The following is a 26,031-nucleotide window of genomic DNA, read 5'->3' as shown; positions in this document are numbered from 1 at the left end:
ATTGGTATAGTCAATAACGATACGAAATAAATCATTTTATAAATTACGTTTGATCGATAAAAGCTCATCATTTTTTCTCTCTTTTTGAATATTAAGACACCGTTAAAGGGTAGTCTCGCAAACAAGATAAGGATATCTTATGCACCACGTCAAGCAGCTCATCAATGGTCAATTTGTTGATTCTAATACCAGCGAATGGATTGATATCACCGATCCTGCCACGCAAGAAGTCATTGCTAAAGTTCCGCAAACTACTGACGATGAAATAAATCAAGCGGTCGCTGCTGCTCAAGCCGCTTTTCAAACGTGGCGCAAAACACCGATTACCACTCGTGCGCGTATCTTTTTAAAGTATCAGGCGCTGATTCGCGACCATATGGATGAATTAGCAGAGATCTTGACCGCAGAGCAGGGCAAGACTATTGCTGATGCACGCGGTGATGTGTTCCGTGGTTTAGAAGTGGTTGAGCATGCTGCTGGTATTGCCAATTTACAAATAGGCGACTTCGTTGAAAACGTCGCTTCAGGCGTCGATACTTACAGTATTTGGCAGCCACTTGGTGTCTGTGCAGGCATCACGCCATTTAACTTTCCAGCGATGATTCCACTGTGGATGTTCCCAATGGCGATTGCGACGGGCAATACTTTTATCCTAAAACCATCTGAACAAGATCCGATGGTGACCATGCGTTTGGTTGAACTGGCAATAGAAGCGGGCGTACCTGAAGGCGTGCTAAATGTCGTACATGGCGGCAAGGCGACCGTTGATGCCATTTGTGACCACCCAGATATTAAGGCTGTCTCATTTGTTGGTTCGACCAATGTCGGCAAACACGTTTATGAGCGTGCCAGTCAGTCAGGTAAGCGCGCACAGTGTATGATGGGCGCAAAAAACCATGGCGTTATCTTGCCGGATGCCAATAAAGAGCAAACGCTGAATCAGCTAGCAGGTGCTGCCTTTGGTGCTGCTGGTCAACGTTGTATGGCGCTATCGGTTGTAGTATTGGTCGGTGCTGCAGGTGAGTGGATTGATGATATCAAGGCCAAAGCAGAAGGTTTAATCGTCTCAGCTGGTAAGCATGATAAAGATTTGGGTCCCCTTATTTCTCCTGCCGCAAAAGCGCGTGTTGAGCATTTGATTGGCACAGGGGTAGAAGAAGGGGCGAGCTTGATACTTGATGGTCGCGGTATTACGGTTGAGGGCTATGAGAAGGGTAACTTCGTAGGACCGACTATCTTTGATAATGTTACTGCGGATATGCAAATCTATAAAGAAGAAATCTTTGGACCAGTCCTGTGTATCATGCGTGCCAATAGCTTAGATGAAGCGATTGAGCTACTCAATGCCAATCCGCATGGTAATGGTACGGCTATCTTTACTCAATCAGGGGCTGCGGCGCATAAATTCCAACAAGATATCCAAGTCGGTCAAATTGGTATTAACTTGCCGATTCCTGTGCCACTACCAATGTTCTCGTTTTCAGGCTCACGCGCTAGTAAGCTTGGTGATTTGGGTCCTTATGGTAAGCAGGCGGTGCAATTTTATACCCAAACCAAGACGGTTACGGCGCGCTGGTTTGATGATGAAGCAAGTCGCGGTGTTAATACGACTATTTCAATTTAACGCTGAATCACCTATATTTGCATTGACGCTTTAATACACTCTATTCAGCACAAGGATGACCCCATGGATTTTTCATTGACCGATGACCAAATTGCCTTTCGCCAAACTGCTAGACAGTTTGCACAAAAAGAGCTAAAGCTCAATGCCGCTGAATGGGATCGCACCTCACACTTCCCAATTGATGTGATTAAAAAATCAGGCGAGCTCGGCTTTTTAGGGTTATATACCAATCCTGACTATGATGGTTTGGGTCTGCCGCGTCTAGATTCTGCGATGGTGTTTGAGGAGCTGGCATGGGGTGATACGGCTATTGCTGCTTATATGAGCATTCATAACATGGCTGGCTGGATGATTGGCGAGTTTGGCAGTGATGCATTGTGCAAAAAATATTTGCCAAATATGGTTAGTGGTGAATGGCTGGGCAGTTATTGTCTGACAGAACCTAATGCCGGTTCTGATGCCGCATCACTGCGTACCAAAGCCGATAAGCAAGGTGATCATTACCTGCTTACAGGTGAAAAAACCTTTATCTCAGGCGCAGGCTCAACCGATGTGTTAGTGGTTATGGCACGTACGGGCGCTACAGGTCCAAAGGGGATTTCAGCGTTCGTCGTTGATGCAGACAGTGCTGGTATCGAATACGGCAAAAACGAGCATAAAATGGGCTGGAAAGCACAGCCGACACGGACGATTAGCTTTAAAGACGTCAAAGTGCCAGTAGAAAACCTCATTGGCGAGGAAGGCCAAGGTTTTCGTATTGCCATGAAAGGGCTAGATGGCGGGCGGATTAATATTGGTGTCTGTGCAGTAGGTACTGCGCAAGCGGCGCTTGAGACAGCGACCAATTATGTACAAGAGCGCAGTCAGTTTGGCAGTCCGATTGCTAGCTTACAGTCAGTACAGTTTAAGCTTGCCGATATGCTGACCCAAACCATTACCGCAAGGCAAATGCTTTATTTAGCGGCGAGCAAAGTCGATAATAACGATGTTCAAGCCTCTACTTATTGTGCGATGGCAAAGCGTTTGTCTACTGACTTGTGTTTTGATGTCGCCAACGAAGCCTTACAGCTGCATGGTGGTTACGGCTATCTCAATGAGTATCCGCTTGAGCGTCATGTGCGAGATTTGCGTGTGCATCAAATTTTAGAAGGTACCAATGAGATTATGCGCGTGATTGTCTCGCGTCAGCTCTTACAAGATGATGCGTTAAGTCAGCTGCGTTAACCACTTTATATAAATAGATAGTTTGCCTATTCGAATGTATGGATAAAACAATTTTATAAAAAATTATAACAAGGATATTTCATGACGGATTATACCAACTTAAAACTATCGATTGATGGTCATACTGCAACGCTAACATTGAACAACCCACCTGCTCATACGTGGACGATGGGCAGTCTACAGGCGCTTAAGCAGCTGGTCACTGATCTCAATACCAATGATGATGTTTATGCGTTAATCGTCCATGGCGATGGCGAGAAGTTCTTTTCAGCGGGCGCTGATTTAAATAATTTTGCAGATGGCGATAAAGGTCGTGCGATCAGTATGGCGATAGCCTTTGGTGAAGCGTTTGAGGCACTGTCAGCCTATCGCGGTGTCAGTATCGCGGTTATCAATGGTTATGCGATGGGTGGTGGTCTTGAGTGCGCACTCGCTTGTGATATCCGTATCGCAGAAGCGCATGCGCAAATGGCATTGCCTGAGACTGGTGTGGGCTTATTGCCGTGTGCTGGTGGTACGCAAAATCTAACAGCTTTAGTAGGTGAAGGCTGGGCAAAGCGTATGATATTATGCGGTGAGCGTGTCGATGCCCAGACTGCACTACGCATTGGCTTAGTCGAAGAAGTTGCTATAAAAGGTGACGGTTTATTAGCAGCACAAGCACTAGCACAAAAAGTCGCTAAACAATCACCAGTTGCGGTCAGTTATTCCAAAACACTTATTCAAGCTGCTAGAAATACGCCACCTGCACAAAACCTTATCCATGAGCGTGAAGCCTTTGTTAAATTATTTGATACCAAAGATCAGCGTGAAGGCGTGCAAGCGTTCTTAGAGAAGCGCAAACCCACTTGGCAAAATAAATAAACGACATAAAATCAAACTTAATGATACTATTTTTCTTTTAATATTTGTAGGTCACTTTTATGACAACAGCTATAGAAGGCACACCAGACGCGCCGGTATTATTCAACACTGAAGCGACAGATTGTGGTCATTTAATTGGGATAATGACGTTAAATATGCCAAAGTCTCTTAATGCGCTTAGCGTTGAGATGTGTCAATTGTTATCGCAGCAACTAGAGCAGTGGCAAGGTGATGAGCAAGTGGTGGCATTGCTATTAAAAGGCGCAGGCGATAAGGCGTTTTGTGCTGGCGGTGATATTCGTAAGCTTTATGACAGTATGTCTAGTGATGCACCGCTACCGAATCCTTACGCGACAGAATTTTTTGGTCATGAATATCGTCTTTATCGGCAGATGCACTTTTATTCTAAACCATTAATACTCTGGGGTGACGGTATTATCATGGGTGGCGGCATGGGCTTGATGGCAGGTTGTAGTCACCGCTTGGTCACAGAGCGCACGAGATTTGCCATGCCAGAAGTGACTATTGGGCTGTTCCCTGATGCTTCTGGCAGTTGGTTTTTGCAGCGTATGCCAGCTAAGACGGGCTTGTTCTTAGGGTTGACGGGCGCGATGTGTAATGGCAATGATGCGCTATTAGCCAATCTTGCAGAGTATCCCGTCGCCAGTAGTGACTATGATGCCGTCATACAAAGTTTAAAACAGAGTGATTGGCAGGTTGCCGCTAGTCGTACCGATAAATGCGATAACAATAGTGCTCATAGTATCGTTAGCCGTGTGCTTGCAGCGCAACCAATTGCCGAGTTGCCTGCTAGTAAATTGGCAATCCATTGGCAATCTATTCAGCAGTTGATGAACAGCGGCGGACTGGGTGATATCGATGCTTTATTACAAAGTGATGCGGCACTCGCAAAAATAGATACAGAGTTTGCCAATGATAGCTGGACGCAGCGAGCAATAGATACTTATCGCCATGGCTGTCCAGTTACCGCTGCTTTAACTTATGCGCTTTATTATAAAGTCACTGACTTATCACTAGAGCAAGTTCTGTATTTAGAAGCCAATGTAGCCGTACATTGTGCCGCCAATCCTGACTTTAAAGAAGGGGTACGTGCGCTGCTCATTGATAAAGATCGTAATCCACAGTGGTCACGCTCACTAGCAGACTGCTTGAGTAGCGAAGGGCAGGCGTACATACAGCAGCACTTTGTGAATCCTTATGCTAAAGATGAGCATCCGTTAGGCGATTGGTTGGGTGATGAGGCTTTAGGCAGTCAGTCTGTGCGTTAAAAATTGAATTTATCAATTCAATATAGACATCAAATTAAAATTACACTCCATTAAATAGTTTACAGCTATATGTGTAGCAACGCCTGCGCGCATGATTAATACTAACCATCAAGGAATGATGAGATGAATACAAAGGATGTAAATGCCACCGATAACGATACTACTAAGCCAAATATTGCTTTTATTGGGCTTGGTAATATGGGCGCACCAATGGCAGAGAACTTGTTAAAAGCAGGTTACCCGCTCTCGGTTTATGATTTATCCGCAGAAGCAACTGAGCGCTTGCAGCAAGCAGGTGCCAGTGTAGCAGACAGTCCTAAAGATGCTGCACGTCATGCACAGGTCGTTATCAGTATGTTGCCTGCTGGCAAGCACGTCCATTCTGTCTATTTAGGAGATAATGGCGCTGACGGTCTACTTGCAGAGTTACCACAGGGCACATTGGTGATTGACAGCAGTACCATTGCAGCGGCTGATGCAAGGTTGGTGGCAGAGGCGGCAAGTAAGCTTGGCATAGACTTCTTAGATGCCCCAGTCTCTGGTGGTACGGGCGGTGCTATCGCTGGTACGTTAACCTTTATAGTCGGTGGCAGCACTGATGCCTTTGCCAAAGCTGAGCCGATACTGGCTGTGATGGGTAAAAATATCTTTCATGCAGGCGAGCATGGCGCAGGACAAGTGGCAAAAATTTGCAACAATATGCTGTTAGGTATTTTGATGGCAGGGACGGCAGAGGCGATTAATCTAGGCGTCAAGAACGGCTTAGACCCCAAAGTGCTATCAGATATTATGCTGCAAAGCTCAGGGCGTAACTGGACACTAGAAGTCTATAACCCTTATCCGAAAGTCATGGAAAACGTTCCTTCTAGCAATGGCTATCAAGGCGGATTTATGAGTAAGCTCATGCAAAAGGATCTTAACCTTGCCATGCAGACCGCTGAAGATACTCATGTAGAGACGCCGATGGGCGCTAAAGCGACTGAGCTTTATGCTGCACATACTGTCGAGAATGGTGATAGAGATTTCTCAAGCATTATGGCGCGACACGACAGCTCTGTATTGACTTAAATTATCAAAGTACCTATGAAAAAGGTCTGCATTAGTATCTTAATGCAGACCTTTTTTTTGCTTATATTGCATCATCTAGCTGGGTAGGTCATAGACGAGAGACTGAATATCTTTCGCTGCTTTTTGCAGTCGTGGGACATGGGTTAAGAGATCATCTAAAGACACTCTTATGGTCGGTGCATGAAGATACAGCGAGGCAAGGTAGCGCGACTTTCTATCCCGTATCGGTACGGCGATTGCCACCATCTCAGAGATAAACTCTTCATTATCGATACCAATACCTGTTTCAGCGATACGATCAAGCTCAGCGTTTAGCGCATCAATATCGGTAATCGTATTTTTGGTAAACTTATCCAATGACAGGTTTTGCAGTATTTTGTCGCGGCTTGTGCGCGGCAACTGACTTAAATACAGCTTGCCAGTCGCTGTACACCACATGGGCGACTTTGCGCCCACTGGCAAATAAATCTGTATCGGCAATGTCGTATTTGCACGGTTGGTATAGATCATGTTCATCTGATAAGGCACACCGATCCCGCAGGTCTCTTTTAGCTCATCAACCAGCTTTTGCAAAATCATTTGTCGCTCATTAAAGAACAATCGCTGCTGCCAAAGCTCAACACCCAAGTTTCGTACTCGCTTGCCCGGTATAATACCGCCGCCAATATCCACAGTCACGAATCCTTCATCGAGCAGATTTTGAATCAATCGATGAATGGTCGGCTTTGGAATATCAAGCTCTTGCGATAGCTCAAGTGGCGAGAGCGGTTTTGAGGCATAAGACACCGCCTCGATAATCTCTAACACACGGGTAATCGACGATACTTTAGGCATATGAGTGGCTCAATAAGAATAAAAAGAATACAGTAGGAAATACAACAAGGCATTAACAGATAAAAGTAAATACGCAGCCTTGCGACAAATTTTCCTATTCTCTAATTTAGCATAATATCAAGCTTAGACAAGATCTAGTTACTTTATATGCCAATACTAAATGCATCCATACTAACGTCACACAGTCATACGACATTGAAATTTATACTAATGCTTTATTTTTCTGAAAAGTTTTATAAAAGCAATAATTACTACACCAACTCACAAAATACAACAAACTGTAGTAATAAGCTATATAACTGTCATTGAGTTAAATAAATGGGTAGGTCATTATAATGACATATTTTGTAATATCCTTACATGAAGATTAAGCTAACCAATATTCATGTTTGCGCTGTTGAGTTACTTTAAGAGTATTGTGTAACAGAAAGTCGAAGTTTTGCGGATTGGTGTAGTAATTATTACAATATCTATGCAATCTTTACATAACGGCAAATAAAAAGCGCTCCTAGAGGGGTGACTTTTCCGGCCAAAATTGTTTTAATCTGCTCAACAAAATGATCGATTTAAAAAAAGCTAAATTGTCATTTTTTATGGGCGACTTATTCCACACTTTAGGAGAGTATTTATGAGACTTATTAAATTAACAGCAATTTCTGCTGCCGTTTTAGCGTCAACTGCTGCACTAGCTGCTGAACCTGTTATCGTTGTTGATGGTAACGATGCAGTTGTGTATGAAGCTGAGCCTGTTGCTGTTGCATATGAAGCTGAGCCTGTTGCTTATGCATACAATGCTGACGCTGGTATCGTTCGCAACACTACTGGTGCTGTTGTTGGTGGTACTAAGACTTTCTTCCAAACTGCTATCAACCCAGCTTCTGTTAGCGCTGAAGTTGGTACACTAGGTTATGGTGCTAACATCGGTTGGTCACTAAATGAGAAAACTGAATTACAAGCTGGTTGGGCAGGTGGCGATGTTGCTGACCTATTCGGCGGTGACTTTGACGCAAACGACGTAAACTATGACGTTGATTCTGACTTCAGCAACCCATACCTAGGTGTGCAATTACGTCCTACTGGTAACTGGTTTACAATGGGTGCTGGTATCATCGTACCTGACAACGACATCGACGTAACTGCTAATCCAGATGGCGGCGTATACAAAATTAACGATAGAACGTTTGTTGCTGATGGCGAAAACGGTGTAGGTTCTTTACAAGGTACTATGGAACATCGTAACAAACTAGCACCTTATGGTACTATCGGTTTCCGTCCTAACATCGGTAACAACTGGGGTGTATTCGGCGAAATCGGCGCAGCCTATATGGGTAAAACTAACGCGACTGTAAATGCAGTTGACCCAGAAAGAAATGTGAATATTGATAATGGTGTTACTCCAGGTGGTGTAGATTCAGGCTTAAATGCTGGTCAAGTTGCTAAACTTGCTGAGCGTGAGCTTGAAGATAAAGACTATCTTGAGTGGATGCCAATTGTTAAGCTTGGTGCAACTTACCGTTTCTAATCTAATCACAGTTTAAGTACTGTTATTAGAAGAAGAGCAAGAAAAAACGATCCTTTTTAGGGTCGTTTTTTTTGTCTGTGAAAGGGTAGTTGTTAGAATGAATAACAGGTGTAAATGGTCTAGAAAATAACGATGGTTTGTTGCGCTGACAATACCGCGATACGGTAATCGGACTTAATGTCTGCTATGACCATTAAAGATGAGGGTTCTTTAATAGCATGAATCAAATCAGCAATCAGGTAGGAATAATCTACTCCTAACCCTTGTGCCAGTTTGTATTGATGAATTTTGATAAAACTTTCTTTTATTTGCCACAGTAATTTAGCGATAATCTTACGCTGAAGTGGGGATAATGCTTGTAAAGCAGCCATTTCATGCTCAGAATAAAACCGCTGCGCTACGTGCCATGCTACATGATTGGTTTCAATATCAATACCAATGGGACGGTGACGACTAATGACCACGGTTACTTTACTGTTCAATGATGTATTGATTGTCTGAACGGTATTTTGATTAATATCATGATTCTTGCTGCCTGTATGACTAAAGCATACGTAATATTCACTGCTGCTAAGCCGATACGGGAAATTTGACTCATCCAGAGTATCGCGCAACTTTAGCTCACTCAGTAACTGTTGTAGCAATAATCGAACGCCTTTGCGTTGTAATTGACGTTGACGCTGCGCCATTTCACGTGTTGATAAACTTACTGGTGACAGGCGATAATGCCAATTAAGCTCATAAATTTTCTGAAAATCTACTTGCGATATATTGTTAGCGGATGACAACAGTAATTCATCCCACAGTCTTTTGAAGTTGAGGAATGAACGCTCGCTTACTTGTGCAGTGGCGCACCACGTTGCAGGATCGAGCTGGGTATATTGGACATGGGTCAGGTTTAAGATAGAGCTTGGCATCATTGATTATGTCTATTGGATTCGTTCGCTTAGTAATATGCAAAAAGCCCAGCGATATATTATTGCTGGGCTTTCAATTATAAAATATGTTGAGCTTTATCGACTGTGATTGGTTTTACTGGTGTTAGTAAGACAATTCAGCACGGCGATTTAGTGCATAAGCTTCTTCAGTATTACCAGCGGCAGCAGGGCGCTCTTCACCATAGCTGATGACGCGGATATTGTTTACTGCGACGCCTTGAGTAGCAAGGTAATCACGTGCTGCAGCAGCGCGGCGCTCACCTAGTGCCATGTTGTATTCACGGCTACCGCGATCATCAGTATTACCTGCGATAACAACGCTGGCTGCTGGATTTGAGTTGAGCAAGCTGGCATGTTGATTAAGAATACTCGCTGCTTGTGAAGTGATTTCGCTGCTATCAAAAGCAAAGTAAACAACCGCCTGTAGGTTTTCTGCGCCCATAATAACCGCGCTTGAGTTATCTACGATGACTGCGCCAGTGTATCCAACTTGACCACCTGGGATACCTAGTGGGGCAACCACGACTTCAGAAGTAGCACGTTTGGTCGCACAACCTGTGGTTAGTGCCACAGCGCTTGATAATACAGCGAGGGCTGCGATCTTAGAAAAACTGGTTGACATAATGAGCTCCTAAAATTTTAATTAATTAAAATTGTTTTTTTTGAACTGCTTACGATAAAACTTAGGCAATTGCTATCTATCATATACTAAATGTTACTTTATGTAAGTAGTATTACTGTAAATAATGCTAGAATTTACAGATAGATATGAGATCCACTACCAGCGGTGCTTGCCCCAATTTTCAGGATTGGCCCAATAATCCGCATTTAACCAATTTGGCAGCTGTTTATAATCATATAAATTGAACTGCCAAAGTCTGGCGGACGCTGATGACTTTACAGATAAAGGCTGCTCTGTTTGCTCAGTAGTATTCATCTCTAAAGATGGCTCATGCAAGATATCAAAGGGGGTAAAGCCATAAGCTTTTAAATCTAGGGTGCCATCAAGGGCGATGAGCAGGTGTGCCGCATAAAGATCTCGATAGCGCATGAGCAGCGGAATATACTGCTGCAGAAACTCTGGTGAGAGTGTGGGCAACCAAAAACAGGCGAGCTCATAACGTTCAGGCAATTGTCGTTGATTGAGCTCTAATAATGTCGATATTTGTGGTGAGCGGGTATTTTTTAGCAGTGTCTTTAGTGCTAACCGCGCATTTTGGTCTGGGACGACCCACAGCAACTTAGTGTCATTATCAGTAGATTCAATGATTGTGGATACGTTCGCTTGTATGGTTAGTGAGGGCAAAAGAGCCTCAACGTAATCTATTAGTAATGGTAAGGTAATGTCTGAGCGACTGTCGGTTTGCTTTATCATATAATAGGCCGTTTATCGAGTGTTGGTCATCAGTGACCCTATTAAATCATTTTAATCGCGATTATCCAATGGGTGATTGATGCTGATTATGCCGCTCTTTTAATGTATCGACTCTCCCAATCTTTTGATATATCGACTCTCTCATTACCATCGCATTTTGATAAGTGTCATGGACGATGAACATAATAAAATCGGGGTATGCTCTTGAAATTTGGCAGTTTAGGTCAATGTAGCAAGATACCATTATCATGTTAATGGTCATAAGATTATGCTAATTGATGACCTGCCTTAGCCTAAATCATCACGCTTTTTACCGTATATATTTTTTGCCACAAATAATAATAGGAATACCCATGTCTATTGCTGAAACTGATGCTCAAATTATTAATCCTGATATGCCAGATGTGCCACCGCATGCACCAAGTAAAATTAATTTAAAAGATTACCAGAAACCTAGCTTTGATGTGGAAACGGTTGATTTAGATATTAAACTGTTCGAAAATCATGCACAGGTAGACAGCACTCTGAAGATGGTACGTCAAACAGCAGGAGATCTCGTATTATTCGGTGAGGAGTTGGAGCTGATCGCCATTACGATGAATGGTAAGCCATTGATGGCTGAGGATTATCAACAACAAGCAGGTACGTTGACTATTAATAATGCACCTGATGCAGTTGTTTTAGAGATTCAAGTACGCATCTGTCCGCAGACCAATACCGCACTTGAAGGGTTCTATATGGCGGGCAGTGGTGATGAGACGATGTTTGTCACTCAGTGTGAGCCCGAAGGCTTTCGTAAAATTACCTTTTATCCAGACCGCCCCGATGTATTGGCGATATTTACCACGCGTCTTGAGGCGGATAAGCGTTATCCAACACTATTGGCCAATGGTAACTTGGTTGAAGAGGGTGAAGTGGCAGATGCCCCAGACCGTCACTATGCGATATGGCATGATCCAACCAATAAACCAAGCTATCTATTTGCCTGCGTTGTCGCTGATTTAGACGTATTGACGGATTCTTATACCACCAGCGAAGGTCGTGAGGTGTTGCTGGAAATATACGCAAAGTCTGCTGACATTGATAAATGTGATGTCGGTATGCAAGCGTTGAAAGATTCGATGAAATGGGATGAGGTCAATTATGGTCGCGCCTACGATTTAGATCGCTATATGATTGTTGCCGTGAGTCAATTTAATATGGGCGCAATGGAAAACAAAGGTCTGAATATTTTTAATACCGCTTGTGTGTTATCCAGTCCTGAGACGACAACGGATGCGCGTAGCTTTAGTGTGAAAGCCATCATTGCCCATGAGTATTTTCATAACTGGACAGGCAATCGCATCACTTGCCGTGATTGGTTCCAGTTGTGTTTGAAGGAAGGTTTTACTGTTTACCGCGATCAATCATTCTCAGCGGATCAGCAGTCGAGTGCCGTACAGCGTATCGACGATGTGGCGACCTTGCGTGCTCATCAGTTTGCGGAGGATGCAGGACCACTGGCACACCCGGTACGCCCTGAGAGTTTCGTCGAGATTAATAATTTTTATACGACGACTGTTTATGAGAAAGGCGCTGAAATCGTACGCATGATTGCCAATACTTTGGGAGCCGAGAACTTTCGTAAAGGCACGGATGAGTATTTCCGTCGTTATGATGGGCAAGCGGTGACGGTTGAGGACTTTTTATCTGCGCTTAGCATCACTGATAGCAAGATTGAAAGCTTTATCGACTGGTATCGTCAGCCGGGCACACCAATGGTGTCTGGTCATCAACATTATAACCATGCAGCGCAGACACTGACGATTACGTTAAGTCAGCAAACCCGTCATGTCAGTGGCTTTGCTGCGCCAAAACCATTGCCTATTCCGGTCGCGACTGCGCTATTTGATAAAGACACTGGTGACATTGTGGCTGAGCGTATGCTGCTACTCGATCAAGCCACGCAAACCTTTACCTTCGAACATATAGCGCGTGAGCCTGTAGTATCCTTGCTACGTGATTTTAGTGCGCCAGTACAGCTCAATTATGATTATCAAGATGCAGATTTGGCATTTTTGCTCAAACATGAAACCAATGGTTTTAACCGCTGGCAAGTGACGCAGATGCTGGTCAATCGTATCTTGCTGCAAGGTCAAGGCGAGAAGAGCAGTCCTGATATCTATCTGCAAGCACTAGCGCAGACATTGCCTGTGCTCGCGGCTGAAGATGCGATGTTGGCTGCCCGCTTGCTTGATATTCCATCAGCGCAAGAGCTGGCGTCTGCTATTCATAAAGGTTACGATCCAGCATTGGTGAAAGCGCAGCGCGACGACTTGTATCAGCAGCTTGCAGAGGCGCTAAAAGATCAATGGGCTGAGCTTTATGAGCAGCTACCTATGCAGTCTTATGAAGATAGTGCCGAGGCTCGTGGCACCCGTGCCTTGCGTAATGTGGTGCTCGATATGGCGCTGACCGCAAATGTCGATGGCGCAGATGAATGGGCGCAGCAGCAGTATGATGATGCAAGCTGTATGACGGAGCGTTTCGGTGCGTTGAAAGCGATGGTCAATCATCAACTGCTAAATGCTGATAAGTATTTAGCAGACTTTTATAATCGCTTCCAAAATAATGATTTGGTCATTGATTTATGGTTTAGTGTGCAAGCGTCTGCTGATACTGTCACCGCTGATACTATCCAATCCTTGATCGCTCACGCAGATTTTGATTGGAATACGCCCAATCGTGTACGCTCAGTGGTCAGTGCCTTTACCTCGCAGCCAACGGCTTTATGGACGGCAGAAGGGTTGGAGCTTTATATTGGTGTGATTAAAAAGTTGGATGATGCCAATCCTGTTTTGGCGTCGCGTTTATTGCAAGTGCTAGCGCGTTGGAATACCTTGGCTGAGCCACGTCGTCAAATGGCGCATGAGCGGTTGATTGAGTTGCAAAAGCAGGCTTCTTCTAAGCATGTACTTGAAAGTCTAAACAGTGTTTTAGGTGCGGCAAATGTATAAAGCGTAATATTTTATCAGTTACGTTGAAAACGTTAAACGTGATAAGCTAATAAGTTAAAGCATACAAAAAAGCCCGTTTGACATATCATGTCAGACGGGCTTTTTGCTGAGCAACTTATAAAGATAGAGTGATCTTTATCGTGATGAGGGACTGTCAATATTAACGATTCGGCAAAACGTCTTTGACCATATCACGTAGATTATACAGGGCAGTGACCGTACTGTCCCAATCTAAGCAACCGTCAGTGATAGACTTGCCATATTCGAGCTGGCTTAAGTCAGCCGTCAGTTTTTGATTGCCGCCTTTTAGATGACTCTCAATCATCATACCAATGATAGATTTATTGCCGTTTTGAATTTGCTCTGCAACGTTTTGGATAACCATCGGCTGTAGATATGGGTCTTTACCTGAGTTGGCATGGCTTGAGTCAATCATAATCTTGCTATTAGTTTTGCCTTTTGCCAGCTCGTTTTCCACTTGTGCAACCGCAGTCTCGTCATAGTTGGGCTTGCCGTTACCACCGCGGAGTACCACGTGCGCGTAAGGGTTGCCTTTAGACTTGATGATTGAGACTTTGCCATCTGCTGATAAACCCAAGAAGCTATGACCTTCTTTCACGGCTTGCATTGCGTTAACAGCGACTGTCATGCCGCCATCTGTTCCATTCTTGAAGCCTACTGGGCATGATAAGCCTGAACTCATTTCACGATGCGTTTGGCTCTCAGTGGTACGTGCGCCAATCGCTGACCAGCTGATCAAATCCTGCATGTACTGCGGGGTATTCGGGTCTAGTGCTTCGGTGGCGCAAGGCAGACCTTTTTCATTCAAATCGAGCAGTAGCTTACGGGCAGTACGCAGACCTTTTTCGATATCGAAGCTGTCGTTCATATCAGGGTCATTAATCATGCCTTTCCAGCCAACGGTTGTGCGCGGCTTTTCAAAATATACGCGCATCACCACAAATACGCTATCTTCGATTTCTTTTGCTAATATGGCCAACCGATCGGCATATTCGTGAGCGGCTTTGATATCATGAATAGAGCAGGGGCCGATGACTACAAAGAGGCGCTTGTCTTTACCGTCCAAGATGTTTTGGATAGTATTACGACCGTTTAATACGGTTTTATAGGCTGCATCTGATAAAGGTAGCTCAGTTTTTAGCTCAGCGGGAGTGATCAAAGGAATGAACTTTTCAATATTCACGTCGTCAATATCTGCATTATGGGTAACTGATGTTGTCATGGTTATATATCGTCTAGCTGATTTATAGGGAGTTTCATTATGCGGACAAAAGTGTTGGTTGACAAGGGCAGTCGCGCAGTTAATTGACTGATAACTGGAATGAGGAAACCAAAACTTAGTTATACTTGTTCAGCGCCAATCGTATATGAGCGCTTCAACAAGCAAGATTGTTACTCAATTTATCTGTCCGTATAGAAAAACGAATTAACCCGTTAAGTGGTCATTTCTGGCTTTTATCAGCTAATTTAGCTATTTGTATCATCGTCACGTATGATGACAATATAAAAGGTATGACGATAAAATAGTGAGTATGGCGAATGCTTAGGTATCACAGAGCTTTCGCGCAGATTTTATGCGTCGTATTTTATAATAATCATTCATTTATTTTATATGCATTTATTGTATTTTTTAATATCGAGAGCTTGTCATGACAGATTCTGCTACGCCTGATCAATATCATAACCTTATAGACCAAACAGAGACTGAAATTCGAAGTGCTGAATTACAGACTGTGCCATTGGTCATCGGTATCATCGCAGGTGAAGTGTCAGGGGATAGCTTGGGCGCAGACTTCATGCAGCAGATGAATAATCTACGTGGTGATATTGTGTGGGTCGGCGTCGGTGGTACAAAGATGCAAGCGCAAGGGCTGCAAAGCATTTTTCCATTGGAGCGTTTAGCGGTGATGGGTTTGGTAGAAGTCATGGCGCAATTGCCTGACTTGCTTAAAGCGCGCCGTGAATTATTGAGCGCATTTAAAGCCGCTGATATTGATTGGTTTATTGGCATTGATGCGCCTGATTTTAATCTTAGAGTGGCTAAAAAATTAAAACCGCAAGGCGTATTCTGCGTGCAGTATGTCAGCCCTTCTATTTGGGCATGGCGTGAGTCACGTATTCATAATATCAAAGCGGCGACCGACCTTGTGTTGTGTTTGTTCCCCTTTGAGCTGTCCGTTTATGAGCGTCATAATCATCCAGCAATATGTGTTGGTCATCCGCTGTTGCGTACGATTGATCAAACATTATTAGAGACACCGATCAATCAGCGCCGTAGTGAGCTGGTTTGGCACAACGATGGCTTGCAGCAGTTTTTTATTGAACGATTTGACGGTGTCAGCCAGCTGATTTGTGTAATGCCAGGCTCTCGGCGCGGTGAAATCACGGCTATTTTGCCATTGATGTTAGATGGTATTCAAAAGTTGATATTGCTCGACCCCAAGCTGTGCTTTATCATTCCGACCGTCGACCAGAATCATCAATATATCGTCCAAGATGTTATTGATCAGCGCTCAGAGCAACTACGTGCTGCCATTGTGGTGGTTTATGATGATAGCCAGCCAGCCTTTAGTCAACAAGCGATGGCAGCCTCAGATATTGTGATGCTGGCATCTGGCACTGCAACGCTAGAGGCGATGCTGTTAGAGCGACCGATGGTGGTGGTTTATCAATTAAATAAACTCACCTATCAGATTGCCAAACGCTTGGTCAAAGTACCTTATGTGGCGCTGCCCAACATTTTGGCTGATACTGCAATCGTTCCTGAGCTGATTCAAGAGCAGGCGAGTGGTGATAATATCTGTCGTACGGTCATGCGGCTACTGCAACCGCGTGCCTATGCTGAGCAATTAAAAGATCTCGTCGCCACCAAGCACTTATTACAACAGCAGAGTAATCATGATCCCGCTAATAGCGTGATTGAACAATGGTTTATCCAAGCGAAACATCGGATTTAAGCCATTATTGATTGCGATCATTTCTTCTTCTATTAATCACAATGATACCTAATAACAAAGATACCGCGCCCCTATGAGTAACCAGTACCAAACCGACAACTCTGTCACCCCGATTGAAGTAAGTATTGAGCAAATTGATATCAAAGGTCAATATCTACAGCTGGTTGAGCCTATTCGTTTATCGGGTCAGGTAGATATTGATGAGCTACTTACTCAGTATCCGATCAAGGTGGAACAAGGCTTACAGCAGTCAACGCTACAAATAGGCGTTGATGAAGCAGGACGTGGGCCGTTGCTCGGTAGCGTCAATGTGGCTGCTGCGATATTGCCTAAAACTTGGTCAGGATTGATTGAGATGCAGCCATTAAAGGACACGCCATTATCTATCTTGACCGACTCCAAGCAGCTGAGTGAAAAGAAGCGTGACCGACTTTATCCATTGGTTCAGCAGCATGCTATTGGTTATGTTGTCGCCGAGATCCCAGCAGCGGTCATCGATCAAGTCAATATCTTGCAAGCGACGATGCTCGGTATGCGCTTATGTACCGAAGTGTTGTTAAAAGCCATTGCTCATCCTCTTGTCAACTCTATGAGGCAGGTCGAAGTTTTGTTCGATGGTAATCGCTGCCCTGAATTAAATGAGTCAATGCTCGCTGAACTGGGTATAGAAAAATCGACTATCGATTGCCAAGCATGGGTAAAGGGCGATGCGCGTCATACCAGCATTGCAGCGGCAAGTATATTGGCTAAAGTCAGCCGTGACAAAGCCATGTATGCGCTTGATGCTGAGCATCCAGAATATGGTATCGCCAAACATAAAGGCTATCCAACACGCGCACACATGGAGGCAATCGAAAAATACGGCGTATTATCTGCGCATAGACGTAGTTTTGCACCAGTGAGAAAGTCATTAGAGAAAGCCACTTAACAATACACGTTAAGCTGAGCATGCTTCTTTAAAATAGCCTAAGCGGACATAGTCATGACTAAAAATAAGACAGTCTATAATGAACGTATCAGTCTTCAACAAACACCAAGTAAAAATTTTTGGACTGTATTACAATGCAATTACAAGTAAATTCAATACTGTAATATTAGCAGCTTGTGTCCGCATACTTAACGCTGGCTTTTATTGACTTATATACGCGCTACTATTCTATAGGATAAAAAATGACGCTCAGTACGCTATTAATCAGTACGCCACAGAAAAATCTTGCTGCAGTGCTTTTTTTGACAGTATTCATAACGGCTTGTGGTGGGGGCGGTGGCTCTGATAGCAGCTCTAATACCAATGCGCCAAGTCCGAACCCACCTGCTATCGAGCCAAACGATCAGCCCAATGATAATACAAGTGACAATTCAAGCGATAATGTTGGCGACCAACCTGATAGCACTACTGCTACTAATGAGGTAAAGGCTGCATTAATTGCCAACAATAAGTTCAGTTTGGCACGTACCAGCTGTGGTCTGAGCGGTTTATCTGTAGATACCGCGCTTGATGATGTTGCCATTAAACATGCAAATTATATTAAATATGTCTTTGCCAATAGCTCACCGACCGCATTCAGCGCGCATTATGAAAATAAGATTGCAGATATTTCGGGTGTTACCAGTAGCAATAATCCATTTTTTGGTGGGTTAAGTTTTACCGATCGCTTATCAAACGCAAATTATCCAAATGTACGATATGGTGTGACTGAGAATATCGCCCAATCTATCTACTATAGTTCAGCAGGCAATCTTATTCGCTCGGATGTTGTGGCAGGCTCGATGGCAAAGTCCCTGCTGGCAGCACCTTACCATTTGCGTTCATTAATGATGCCTAGTGCAAGCGTCACGGGTACTGGCGTGGTTATCTATAAGCCATACAATAAAGAGGCGGCGAATAACCAAGGTTATGTCTTGGTCAACCATGCAGCAGCGACCCAAGCAACTAAAGATAATACGGTTAAAGGCGTATTTACTTATCCATGTGAAGGCGTGACGGATACAGTAACCGCGCTATACAATGAGACGCCAGATCCTGTCAAGCATACAGGGCGTGACTTGCGAGTGGATCCTATCGGACAACCTATTTATATCAATATGCCATCCGCTCAAACGATTGATATCAGCAATGTAACATTCCATGATATCCAGCGAAATATCAATGTACCGATTGAGCTGCTAGACTATCGCCAAGATCCCTATAAAAATACGGCAAATGCACTACCAGCAAACGAGGCTTTTATATTACCAATCACTGATAATTTAAGAAGCTGCCAGATTGCCAGTAAAAAAGACAAAAACTGTGGTTTACATGGCAACAGTGACTACCGTGTCAGCTTTGATATTTTAGTGGATAATAAAACTATCGAGCGTGAGAGCTTTACCTTTACGACAGGGATAGTGAATTAATAATTAGGTGAACTAAGACGTGCTCTTAATCTGAATAAAAGCACCAATCTGAACGAAAGTACATAAAGAGTAAGTATAATAAAGCAAGGGCTGAACCAGTTATCTGATTCAGCCCTTGCTTTATTATAATAGTCAATCCCTTGCACTATAAAAATTTCGGCGTTCATCTCGCTTGAAACATTATATATGCCTATAATTAGTTGCCTTGTACTTCACCCTTATTTTGAGTTGAAGTAACTATATTACAATAAATCATATTACAATCAATCATATACATATATAAGCGCTAAAACGACGAGTTCGGTTGTTGCAAGAAGGCTTCTTCTTCATCCGTTGACTCGCGATCTAAAATGTCATTGCGATGCGGATAGCGACCGAATTGCTCAATGATATCTTTATGACGATTTTCGAAATCCAGCGTATTGTCATCATGTAATTTTTCAAACAATGGTAAGTAGCGCTTATGGATCACCAATGATTCAGAGTGCATAAATGGCATGATGATAAATTTGCGCCATTCAGTCGGTAATGTATCAAAGTATGGTTGTCCAATAGCCTCTTGTGCCAATGCGATAGCCATACTATCTTGCGCAAAAGCGCCTGCTTGCCCGCGACATAAATTACGCGAAAACTGATCTAAGACAATAATTTCTGCCAGTCTGCCTGCCAACGCCGTGATGGAGCTATTGCTATCCGTCGGCGCTTCTGCGATACGCCATGTCACGCATTCACCTTGCTTGGCAGCGTGCCAGATGTCACCGAATTTATCTTTTATCTGCGTATCAAAGTCATCATTTTGCGCAAACCAATATTGCTCATTGTCTTTGTCGAACCAAAACTCCAGTACTGCACGCGCATTAGCATCAAGATGCTCTAAATGAATATTTTTTGGGTCGAGCTGCGATGAATAAGCTTGGCTAGTAGCAGTGGAATAATCGGTTGATAGTGACATAAGATATTCTAATTATGATGAATTTAGTCTACTATAGCGCAAATATTTATGTCTGTCATGATGCCAACAGCAGCTATTAGGTAACCTCTTATGAATGCAAAAACTTCGCTAAACACTACCCAATCATCTCTACCGCCCACGCCTTATTATTTGCTCGATGAAGCGGCAATCGTTGCCAATATGCAGATTATCTCGCGGTTGTGTGAGCTATCAGGCGCTAAAGCATTATTGGCGCTCAAATGCTTTGCCACTTGGGGCGTGTTTGATGTGATGCAGCCTTATTTGCACGGCACAACGTCATCGTCACTCAATGAAGTGCGTTTGGGCTACGAGACTTTTGGTAAAGGTAGAGACAGTGATAATAAAAAAGAAACTCATGCTTACAGCGTTGCCTATAGTGCAGATGAGATTCCTGAAGTACTAAAATACGCTGACAAGATTATCTTTAACTCTATCTCGCAACTCAATGCATTTGGGTCACAAGCGCGTTCGAAAAACATCCCTGTTGGTCTACGATTGAACCCTAAGACCAGTAATTCATCGTTTATCATCGCTGATCCTGCGCGTCCTTTTAGTCGTTTGGGTGAACATGATAAAAACAAGATTACAGCGGTACTTGATGACATTACTGGGGTAATGATTCATAACAACTGTGAAAATGACAGCTTTGAAACCTTTAGTGCCAGCTTGGCAGATATCGAAGACAGATTTGGTGATGTTTTAGCGCAGCTTGAGTGGGTGAGTTTGGGCGGTGGCATTCATTTTATCGCGCCTGATTATCCACTAGAAAAACTGGCAGACAGGTTAAAAGGCTTTAGTGAAAAATATGATATACAAGTTTATTTGGAGCCGGGTGAGGCCAGTATTCATGGTGCTGGATCATTGGTTACGACCGTCTTAGATACTATGCACAATGAAAAAAATCTCGCTGTAGTAGATTCATCCATTGAAGCACATATGCTGGATTTGCTAATTTACCGTGAGTCAGCGCCGATAGCGGCTGTGAATAGTGATTTAATGAATATTGCCTCTCTTGATATCGACCCTACCAATATCGCACCCATCAGCGAGAACGCTAAGTCAGCTGATAATACGATTATTTATGGTCGTTCTTGTTTGGCGGGCGATATCTTTGGTGAGTATGCCTTGCCAAATAACCTAAAAATGGGTGATACCGTAACCTTTGGTAATGCCGCAGGTTATACCATGGTGAAAAAGAACTGGTTCAATGGTGTTAATATGCCGGCGATTGTGATTCGTCGTCTAGATGGCAGTATAGATGTGCAGCGCGAATTTGATTATCAAGATTACAAAGCCAGCTTGTCTTAATTTAGTTGTGTCGATAAATCGATTTAAGTTTTAGAAAACAAAGACTTGAGTTCGTTTTTAGATGACTTCAATTCGTCTGTTTTTTATACATTATTTTTACCGATGTCTTCATAAAAATTGTTATAATCGCCACGGGCAAAAGCCAACAATCAAATGGTGCTTTGCCCGACGGGTGCGTGGGTTTTCCTCGGTCTTCCTTTTTAATTCACGCATATCATTCACTCGTTTCTGTTTTGACTCGCCACTATCGATGGTATCGACAGAGACACAAAGGAGGATTGTTCATTGAACACAAACCAACAAGCCAAATCTAGCAAAAAAGACGTACTCATCATCGGAGCCGGTGGTGTCGCTCAAGTGGTCGCGCATAAATGTGCGATGCATAACGATATCCTTGGCGAGATTCATATTGCCTCGCGCACGAAAGATAAATGTGATGCTATCGCCCAAAGCGTGAAAGATAAGAATAGCTTCAAGCAGCCTGCAGTATTGCATACGCATCAAGTGGATGCTATGGATACTCAGGCGCTGATACAGCTGATTCAAGAGTCGGGTATCCAAATCGTCATCAATGTCGGTTCGGCATTTATCAATATGACGGTATTGGAAGCTTGTATCGAGACAGGTGTTGCTTATATCGATACTGCCATTCACGAAGATCCACGCAAGATTTGCGAGACGCCGCCATGGTATGACAACTATGAATGGCAGCGCAAACAGCGCTGTGCGGACAATAATGTCACGGCGATTTTAGGGGCAGGATTTGACCCCGGTATGGTCAACGCCTATGCGCGTCTTGGCTATGACATGATGGATGCAGGTTCGGTGACGGATATTGATATCATTGATATCAATGCTGGCAGCCACGGCAAATACTTCGCTACTAACTTCGATCCTGAGATTAACTTCCGTGAATTTACTGGTACGGTCTACTCTTGGCAGGACAGCAAGTGGCAGTCTAATAAAATGTTCGAAGTGAAGCGTACTGACGATTTACCAGTGGTTGGCGTGCAAAACAGTTACTTAAGTGGCCATGATGAAGTGCATTCGTTATCCGCCAATTTAGACGTACCAAATATTCGTTTTTGGATGGGCTTTGGTGAGCATTATATTAATGTATTCACTGTGCTACAAAGTTTGGGTCTACTCTCTGAGCAGCCGGTGATGACTGCTGAAGGGCAAGAAGTAATTCCGTTAAAAGTGGTCAAAGCGGTACTGCCAGACCCAAGCTCTCTTGCACCGAACTATACGGGCAAGACCTGCATCGGTGACAAAGTCAAAGGCAAAATCAACGGCGTTGATAGCGAGGTCTTTATTTACAATATCTCAGATCATAAAGACGCTTATAACGAAGTTGGTAGCCAAGGTATCTCTTATACCGCAGGCGTGCCACCCGTCGCTGCGGCGATTCTGGTCGCAACTGGTGAGTGGGATGCTGGCAAGATGGTCAACGTCGAAGAGTTGGATGCCAAGCCATTTATCAATCTATTGAATAAGATTGGTTTGCCAACGCGTATCAAAGATAGCGAAGGCGACAGAGCATTAGCGTTTGATATTTAAATAACGAGTTTGATTTAGAAAAGCCTATCTTTTATAGATAGGCTTTTTTTATGTCTGGGTTTTTACGTTAATTTTACGAGCAGGTAGGGGAGCTGATCCTGTCATTACTCCTCACTAGGATTATAATTTCTCAACGCCGCAATACGGTCATCCAGCGTTGGATGTGAGCGGAAGAGGTTCGCGATACTAAAGCCCGTAGATTGTCCTGATGAGATAGCAAATGCCTTCATACTCTCAGGCATTTGATCTGGACGCTGCTCAGAAGGACGCAAGGCATCAAGCGCACTAATCATTTTGTCTTTGCTAGCAAGTTTTGCTCCCATCTGATCGGCACGGAATTCGCGTAGACGCGAGAACCACATAACGATGGCAGAAGCCAAAAATCCAAGCAAAATATCCATCACAATACTCGTGATGAAGTAACCAATACCTGGGCTATCACTGGTGTTTTTAAACACCGTCCGATCGACGAAGCTACCAATGATACGCGCAAAGAACATCACAAAGGCGTTTACCACCCCTTGGATGAGCGCCAGCGTGACCATATCACCGTTTGCCACGTGACCAATTTCATGCGCCAATACCGCTTCTACTTCATCAGGCGTCATGCTTTGCAATAAGCCAGATGAAACAACGACCAACGCTTTGTTTTTATTCCAGCCTGTGGCAAACGCATTTGGCTGAGAATTATTAAAAATTCCTACTTCTGGCATGCCAATATTTACCGCTCGCGCTTGTCTAGCGACCGTATCTACAAGCCATTTTTCAGTGGCATTGCTTGGCGTTTCAATAACCACCGTTCCCGTTGATCTTTTGGCCATCCACTTCGAGATAAATAGTGATACCATCGAACCAACCATGCCGTATACGCCGCACATAATGGCAAGACTGGTGTAATTTAACCCGCCCGCACCATGTACGCCGCCAATTCCAAAAAATCTGGATAAAATACCAAACACGATGCTAAATACCACGATCACCGCTAAGTTGGTTAATAAGAACAATCCGATACGCATCATGATGCCAGTTTCCTCATTTAAATTTAAATAGAACTTTAAGACATAATACTCTATGAGGTATTATATTTTTATATATGTTTTTACTTTACATAAATGGCGTTATTTTGATAAATAACAATCCCAGTTAACCGTATAAATACAGTGATATGGTTAGCGAGCAAAGAATAAAAATAAAGGATAGCGACATCTAAAAGGTAAAAATAATTATTTTTTGATGGTTTAAATAGTCAAGGGCTAAAAGTAAAAATTAAAACGAAAATAGTGAGCAGGTATCATGAGCACTCACTGTTGAGGTTCTTTATTTGACGCTCTATGAGGTCTAATCATGAACGCTCTAGCACTTAAAGTCCCTCCAGTCGCCCAAGTGATTATTACCGCCGCTGCTATGTATGGTGTCTCTAAAATGGTTCCTGCTTTGACGTTCTCACTCAACGGCTCAACTGCACTGGCAGTGGGTTTGGGTGTGATGGGTCTGAGCTTAGGTATCATGGGTGTGACTCAATTTAGAATCGCTCAGACCACGCCCAATCCGCAAGCGTTAGAGCAGGTCTCTAGTTTAGTGACCAGCGGCGTATATCAGTATAGCCACAATCCGATGTATGTGGGTTTGGTGCTTATATTATTAGGCTGGGCGTTCTATCTTTCTCACTTTCTGGCGTTTGTACTATTGCCCATTTTTATACTTTATATAACGCGCTTTCAAATCCAGCCAGAAGAGCGGATGATGGCACAGAAATTTGGCAAAATTTATCAGGATTATCTAAATAAAGTGCGGCGCTGGATTTGAGGTATAGTAAGTAAAGATTTTATGATAGATGAATGAACAATAAAATCAGGGAGATGACGTTATGGAAATGAAAAATATACCTTTTGCTATTACCGATTGGACGACAGTGGAAGCGGTAGAAAACAAAGGTGAAAAGGGCACGGGGTATTGGAAGACTTGCGAATTTAACAATATCAATGTGCATATGGTTGAGTACTCCGCAGGCTACCTTGCCGATCACTGGTGCGATAAAGGACATATTTTATTCTGTGTTGAGGGCGAGCTGAACACCGAACTAAAAGATGGTCGTACTTTCACCTTAACAGCGGGCATGACTTATCAAGTGGCGGACAATACGATTGCACATCGTTCGTCAACGAAGATAGGCGCTAAGCTATTTATTGTTGATTGATATTGCCAGTAACACCATAAAATTCATAAAGCTATAAAACCATAGATCTATAAAAATAAAGCGAGAACATAAAATGCAACTAGAAATTAATGTCATCGATGCTTTCACTGATACCGTTTTTAAAGGAAATTCAGCGGCAGTTGTTATCACTGATAACTGGCTCACTGATGATTTGATGCAGTCTATTGCTTTTGAAAACAACTTATCCGAGACAGCTTTTATGGTTCTTGATGATAAAGGCATTTATCATATCCGCTGGTTTTCACCATTCACTGAGATTGCATTTTGCGGGCATGCAACCTTGGCGTCAGCCTTTGTGTTATTTAACAAAAACCCTCATTTAGACTGTATTAAGTTTTCAGCCAAAGCGGTTGGTATATTGACCATTGTGCAAACAGACGATAGCAAAATACAAATGGACTTTCCTAATACTAAGCCTGAGAAAGTTGACAGTATCCCTGATAGCTTGCTTGCAGGACTATCTATTGCACCCATTGAAGTCTATAAAAATGCTCAAGCCTATTTTGTGATTTATAATGCTGAGTCCGACGTATTAACAGTGGCGCGTGATAACGAGCAGCTAAAACAGCTTGCGCCTTTAGATGTGGTGGTGACTTGTCAGGCTATGTCTGCTGACTACAAAAATTATGATTTTATTTCACGTTATTTTTGGCCAGCCAATGGTGGCGATGAAGACCCAGTGACGGGTTCGGCTCATACTGCTTTAGCACCATTATGGGCTGAGCGTTTGGGTAAAAATCACTTGGTCGCTTATCAAGCATCAAAACGAGGCGGTATTTTAGACTGTGTCGTCGCAGGTGACAGAGTAATGATTTCTGGCAATGCCGTACAGTATATGACAGGTTTTATCACCGTTTAGGAGT

Annotated in this window: 22 protein-coding genes; 15 read left to right on the top strand and 7 right to left on the bottom strand. The window is 43.4% G+C overall.

Going from position 1 to position 26,031, the window contains the following annotated elements; genetic code table 11:
• Window positions 1-139: 139 nt before the first annotated feature.
• The 5 genes from JMW64_RS07780 to mmsB all read left to right on the top strand — a co-directional run bounded on the left by JMW64_RS07780 (window position 140) and on the right by mmsB (window position 6,069).
• Entirely contained in the window at window positions 140-1,624 is a 1,485-nt protein-coding gene (locus JMW64_RS07780) for a CoA-acylating methylmalonate-semialdehyde dehydrogenase (protein ID WP_201553935.1), read from the top strand.
• 63 nt (window positions 1,625-1,687) lie between these two features.
• Window positions 1,688-2,848: an acyl-CoA dehydrogenase family protein gene (locus JMW64_RS07775; RefSeq protein WP_201553933.1), complete on the top strand. Its 1,161-nt coding sequence runs from the start codon at window positions 1,688-1,690 to the stop codon at window positions 2,846-2,848.
• Between the two features lie 81 nt (window positions 2,849-2,929).
• On the top strand, window positions 2,930-3,712 hold the full coding sequence (locus JMW64_RS07770; protein ID WP_201553923.1) for an enoyl-CoA hydratase: 783 nt from the start codon (window positions 2,930-2,932) through the stop codon (window positions 3,710-3,712).
• 59 nt (window positions 3,713-3,771) lie between these two features.
• Window positions 3,772-5,001 (top strand): enoyl-CoA hydratase/isomerase family protein, encoded by a 1,230-nt coding sequence (locus JMW64_RS07765; protein WP_201553921.1) that lies wholly within the window; start codon window positions 3,772-3,774, stop codon window positions 4,999-5,001.
• A 123-nt stretch (window positions 5,002-5,124) separates the two neighbouring features.
• A complete protein-coding gene (gene mmsB / locus JMW64_RS07760) occupies window positions 5,125-6,069 on the top strand; it encodes a 3-hydroxyisobutyrate dehydrogenase (protein WP_201553919.1) in 945 nt (314 codons plus the stop codon).
• A 75-nt stretch (window positions 6,070-6,144) separates the two neighbouring features.
• Here mmsB and JMW64_RS07755 read toward each other — a convergent pair whose 3' ends face one another.
• Window positions 6,145-6,903 carry an IclR family transcriptional regulator gene (locus tag JMW64_RS07755; RefSeq protein WP_045446365.1) on the bottom strand — a complete coding sequence of 253 codons (759 nt, stop codon included), beginning with the start codon at window positions 6,901-6,903 and terminating at the stop codon, window positions 6,145-6,147.
• A 628-nt stretch (window positions 6,904-7,531) separates the two neighbouring features.
• Here JMW64_RS07755 and JMW64_RS07750 point away from each other — a divergent pair.
• Window positions 7,532-8,425 (top strand): hypothetical protein, encoded by an 894-nt coding sequence (locus tag JMW64_RS07750; protein WP_045452795.1) that lies wholly within the window; start codon window positions 7,532-7,534, stop codon window positions 8,423-8,425.
• 119 nt (window positions 8,426-8,544) lie between these two features.
• Here JMW64_RS07750 and JMW64_RS07745 read toward each other — a convergent pair whose 3' ends face one another.
• The 3 genes from JMW64_RS07745 to JMW64_RS07735 form a co-directional block, all read right to left on the bottom strand.
• Window positions 8,545-9,345, bottom strand: coding sequence for a 4'-phosphopantetheinyl transferase superfamily protein (locus tag JMW64_RS07745; RefSeq protein WP_201553911.1), 801 nt, complete (start codon window positions 9,343-9,345; stop codon window positions 8,545-8,547).
• A gap of 121 nt (window positions 9,346-9,466) precedes the next feature.
• Window positions 9,467-9,985 carry a peptidoglycan-associated lipoprotein Pal gene (gene pal, locus JMW64_RS07740; RefSeq protein ID WP_045452798.1) on the bottom strand — a complete coding sequence of 173 codons (519 nt, stop codon included), beginning with the start codon at window positions 9,983-9,985 and terminating at the stop codon, window positions 9,467-9,469.
• A gap of 156 nt (window positions 9,986-10,141) precedes the next feature.
• On the bottom strand, window positions 10,142-10,738 hold the full coding sequence (locus tag JMW64_RS07735; protein ID WP_201553905.1) for a DUF6231 family protein: 597 nt from the start codon (window positions 10,736-10,738) through the stop codon (window positions 10,142-10,144).
• 395 nt (window positions 10,739-11,133) lie between these two features.
• Between JMW64_RS07735 and pepN the strand changes: the two genes are divergently transcribed.
• On the top strand, window positions 11,134-13,734 hold the full coding sequence (pepN, locus tag JMW64_RS07730) for an aminopeptidase N (protein WP_201555078.1): 2,601 nt from the start codon (window positions 11,134-11,136) through the stop codon (window positions 13,732-13,734).
• Window positions 13,735-13,894: 160 nt separating this feature from the next.
• On the opposite strand, the gene JMW64_RS07725 is transcribed toward pepN, so the two are convergent.
• Entirely contained in the window at window positions 13,895-14,977 is a 1,083-nt protein-coding gene (locus tag JMW64_RS07725; protein ID WP_045446373.1) for a 3-deoxy-7-phosphoheptulonate synthase, read from the bottom strand.
• 427 nt (window positions 14,978-15,404) lie between these two features.
• Here JMW64_RS07725 and lpxB point away from each other — a divergent pair, with 427 nt between their 5' ends.
• The 3 genes from lpxB (at window position 15,405) to JMW64_RS07710 (ending at window position 19,109) form a co-directional block, all read left to right on the top strand.
• Window positions 15,405-16,712 (top strand): lipid-A-disaccharide synthase, encoded by a 1,308-nt coding sequence (gene lpxB, locus JMW64_RS07720; RefSeq protein WP_227694123.1) that lies wholly within the window; start codon window positions 15,405-15,407, stop codon window positions 16,710-16,712.
• Window positions 16,713-16,785: 73 nt separating this feature from the next.
• Complete coding sequence (locus tag JMW64_RS07715; RefSeq protein WP_201553904.1) at window positions 16,786-17,640, top strand: ribonuclease HII; 855 nt, start codon at window positions 16,786-16,788, stop codon at window positions 17,638-17,640.
• 242 nt (window positions 17,641-17,882) lie between these two features.
• On the top strand, window positions 17,883-19,109 hold the full coding sequence (locus tag JMW64_RS07710) for a CAP domain-containing protein (RefSeq protein ID WP_201553903.1): 1,227 nt from the start codon (window positions 17,883-17,885) through the stop codon (window positions 19,107-19,109).
• 286 nt (window positions 19,110-19,395) lie between these two features.
• Here the strand turns inward: JMW64_RS07710 and JMW64_RS07705 are convergent, their stop codons facing one another.
• Window positions 19,396-20,061 (bottom strand): DUF924 family protein, encoded by a 666-nt coding sequence (locus tag JMW64_RS07705; protein ID WP_201553902.1) that lies wholly within the window; start codon window positions 20,059-20,061, stop codon window positions 19,396-19,398.
• A 90-nt stretch (window positions 20,062-20,151) separates the two neighbouring features.
• Here JMW64_RS07705 and JMW64_RS07700 point away from each other — a divergent pair, with 90 nt between their 5' ends.
• Complete coding sequence (locus tag JMW64_RS07700) at window positions 20,152-21,390, top strand: carboxynorspermidine decarboxylase (protein WP_201553901.1); 1,239 nt, start codon at window positions 20,152-20,154, stop codon at window positions 21,388-21,390.
• Between the two features lie 285 nt (window positions 21,391-21,675).
• Window positions 21,676-22,950 carry a saccharopine dehydrogenase family protein gene (locus JMW64_RS07695; RefSeq protein ID WP_201502124.1) on the top strand — a complete coding sequence of 425 codons (1,275 nt, stop codon included), beginning with the start codon at window positions 21,676-21,678 and terminating at the stop codon, window positions 22,948-22,950.
• A gap of 104 nt (window positions 22,951-23,054) precedes the next feature.
• On the opposite strand, the gene htpX is transcribed toward JMW64_RS07695, so the two are convergent.
• A complete protein-coding gene (htpX, locus tag JMW64_RS07690) occupies window positions 23,055-23,969 on the bottom strand; it encodes a protease HtpX (RefSeq protein WP_201553898.1) in 915 nt (304 codons plus the stop codon).
• Window positions 23,970-24,294: 325 nt separating this feature from the next.
• Here htpX and JMW64_RS07685 point away from each other — a divergent pair, with 325 nt between their 5' ends.
• From JMW64_RS07685 to JMW64_RS07675, 3 genes are all read left to right on the top strand, one after another.
• Window positions 24,295-24,756, top strand: coding sequence for a methyltransferase family protein (locus JMW64_RS07685; protein ID WP_201553896.1), 462 nt, complete (start codon window positions 24,295-24,297; stop codon window positions 24,754-24,756).
• A 61-nt stretch (window positions 24,757-24,817) separates the two neighbouring features.
• Entirely contained in the window at window positions 24,818-25,147 is a 330-nt protein-coding gene (locus JMW64_RS07680) for a DHCW motif cupin fold protein (RefSeq protein ID WP_201553894.1), read from the top strand.
• A gap of 73 nt (window positions 25,148-25,220) precedes the next feature.
• The gene (locus tag JMW64_RS07675; RefSeq protein ID WP_201553892.1) at window positions 25,221-26,027 is read left to right on the top strand and encodes a PhzF family phenazine biosynthesis protein; all 807 of its coding nucleotides are present in this window, start codon (window positions 25,221-25,223) and stop codon (window positions 26,025-26,027) included.
• The last annotated feature ends 4 nt before the right edge of the window (window positions 26,028-26,031 follow it).

Source organism: Psychrobacter immobilis, from assembly GCF_904846065.1.
GTDB lineage: Bacteria > Pseudomonadota > Gammaproteobacteria > Pseudomonadales > Moraxellaceae > Psychrobacter > Psychrobacter immobilis_H.
Note: the sequence above shows the minus strand (reverse complement) of the source record. Positions and strands in the feature narration are given on the sequence as shown.

Bases quoted from the DNA above. Each gene is read 5' to 3' on its own strand.
- JMW64_RS07780 (WP_201553935.1), top strand. From the start codon at position 140: ATGCACCACGTCAAGCAGCTCATCAATGGTCAATTTGTTGATTCTAAT.
- JMW64_RS07775 (WP_201553933.1), top strand. From the start codon at position 1,688: ATGGATTTTTCATTGACCGATGACCAAATTGCCTTTCGCCAAACTGCT.
- JMW64_RS07770 (WP_201553923.1), top strand. From the start codon at position 2,930: ATGACGGATTATACCAACTTAAAACTATCGATTGATGGTCATACTGCA.
- JMW64_RS07765 (WP_201553921.1), top strand. From the start codon at position 3,772: ATGACAACAGCTATAGAAGGCACACCAGACGCGCCGGTATTATTCAAC.
- mmsB (WP_201553919.1), top strand. From the start codon at position 5,125: ATGAATACAAAGGATGTAAATGCCACCGATAACGATACTACTAAGCCA.
- JMW64_RS07755 (WP_045446365.1), bottom strand. From the start codon at position 6,903: ATGCCTAAAGTATCGTCGATTACCCGTGTGTTAGAGATTATCGAGGCG.
- JMW64_RS07750 (WP_045452795.1), top strand. From the start codon at position 7,532: ATGAGACTTATTAAATTAACAGCAATTTCTGCTGCCGTTTTAGCGTCA.
- JMW64_RS07745 (WP_201553911.1), bottom strand. From the start codon at position 9,345: ATGATGCCAAGCTCTATCTTAAACCTGACCCATGTCCAATATACCCAG.
- pal (WP_045452798.1), bottom strand. From the start codon at position 9,985: ATGTCAACCAGTTTTTCTAAGATCGCAGCCCTCGCTGTATTATCAAGC.
- JMW64_RS07735 (WP_201553905.1), bottom strand. From the start codon at position 10,738: ATGATAAAGCAAACCGACAGTCGCTCAGACATTACCTTACCATTACTA.
- pepN (WP_201555078.1), top strand. From the start codon at position 11,134: ATGCCAGATGTGCCACCGCATGCACCAAGTAAAATTAATTTAAAAGAT.
- JMW64_RS07725 (WP_045446373.1), bottom strand. From the start codon at position 14,977: ATGACAACATCAGTTACCCATAATGCAGATATTGACGACGTGAATATT.
- lpxB (WP_227694123.1), top strand. From the start codon at position 15,405: ATGACAGATTCTGCTACGCCTGATCAATATCATAACCTTATAGACCAA.
- JMW64_RS07715 (WP_201553904.1), top strand. From the start codon at position 16,786: ATGAGTAACCAGTACCAAACCGACAACTCTGTCACCCCGATTGAAGTA.
- JMW64_RS07710 (WP_201553903.1), top strand. From the start codon at position 17,883: ATGACGCTCAGTACGCTATTAATCAGTACGCCACAGAAAAATCTTGCT.
- JMW64_RS07705 (WP_201553902.1), bottom strand. From the start codon at position 20,061: ATGTCACTATCAACCGATTATTCCACTGCTACTAGCCAAGCTTATTCA.
- JMW64_RS07700 (WP_201553901.1), top strand. From the start codon at position 20,152: ATGAATGCAAAAACTTCGCTAAACACTACCCAATCATCTCTACCGCCC.
- htpX (WP_201553898.1), bottom strand. From the start codon at position 23,969: ATGATGCGTATCGGATTGTTCTTATTAACCAACTTAGCGGTGATCGTG.
- JMW64_RS07685 (WP_201553896.1), top strand. From the start codon at position 24,295: ATGAACGCTCTAGCACTTAAAGTCCCTCCAGTCGCCCAAGTGATTATT.
- JMW64_RS07680 (WP_201553894.1), top strand. From the start codon at position 24,818: ATGGAAATGAAAAATATACCTTTTGCTATTACCGATTGGACGACAGTG.
- JMW64_RS07675 (WP_201553892.1), top strand. From the start codon at position 25,221: ATGCAACTAGAAATTAATGTCATCGATGCTTTCACTGATACCGTTTTT.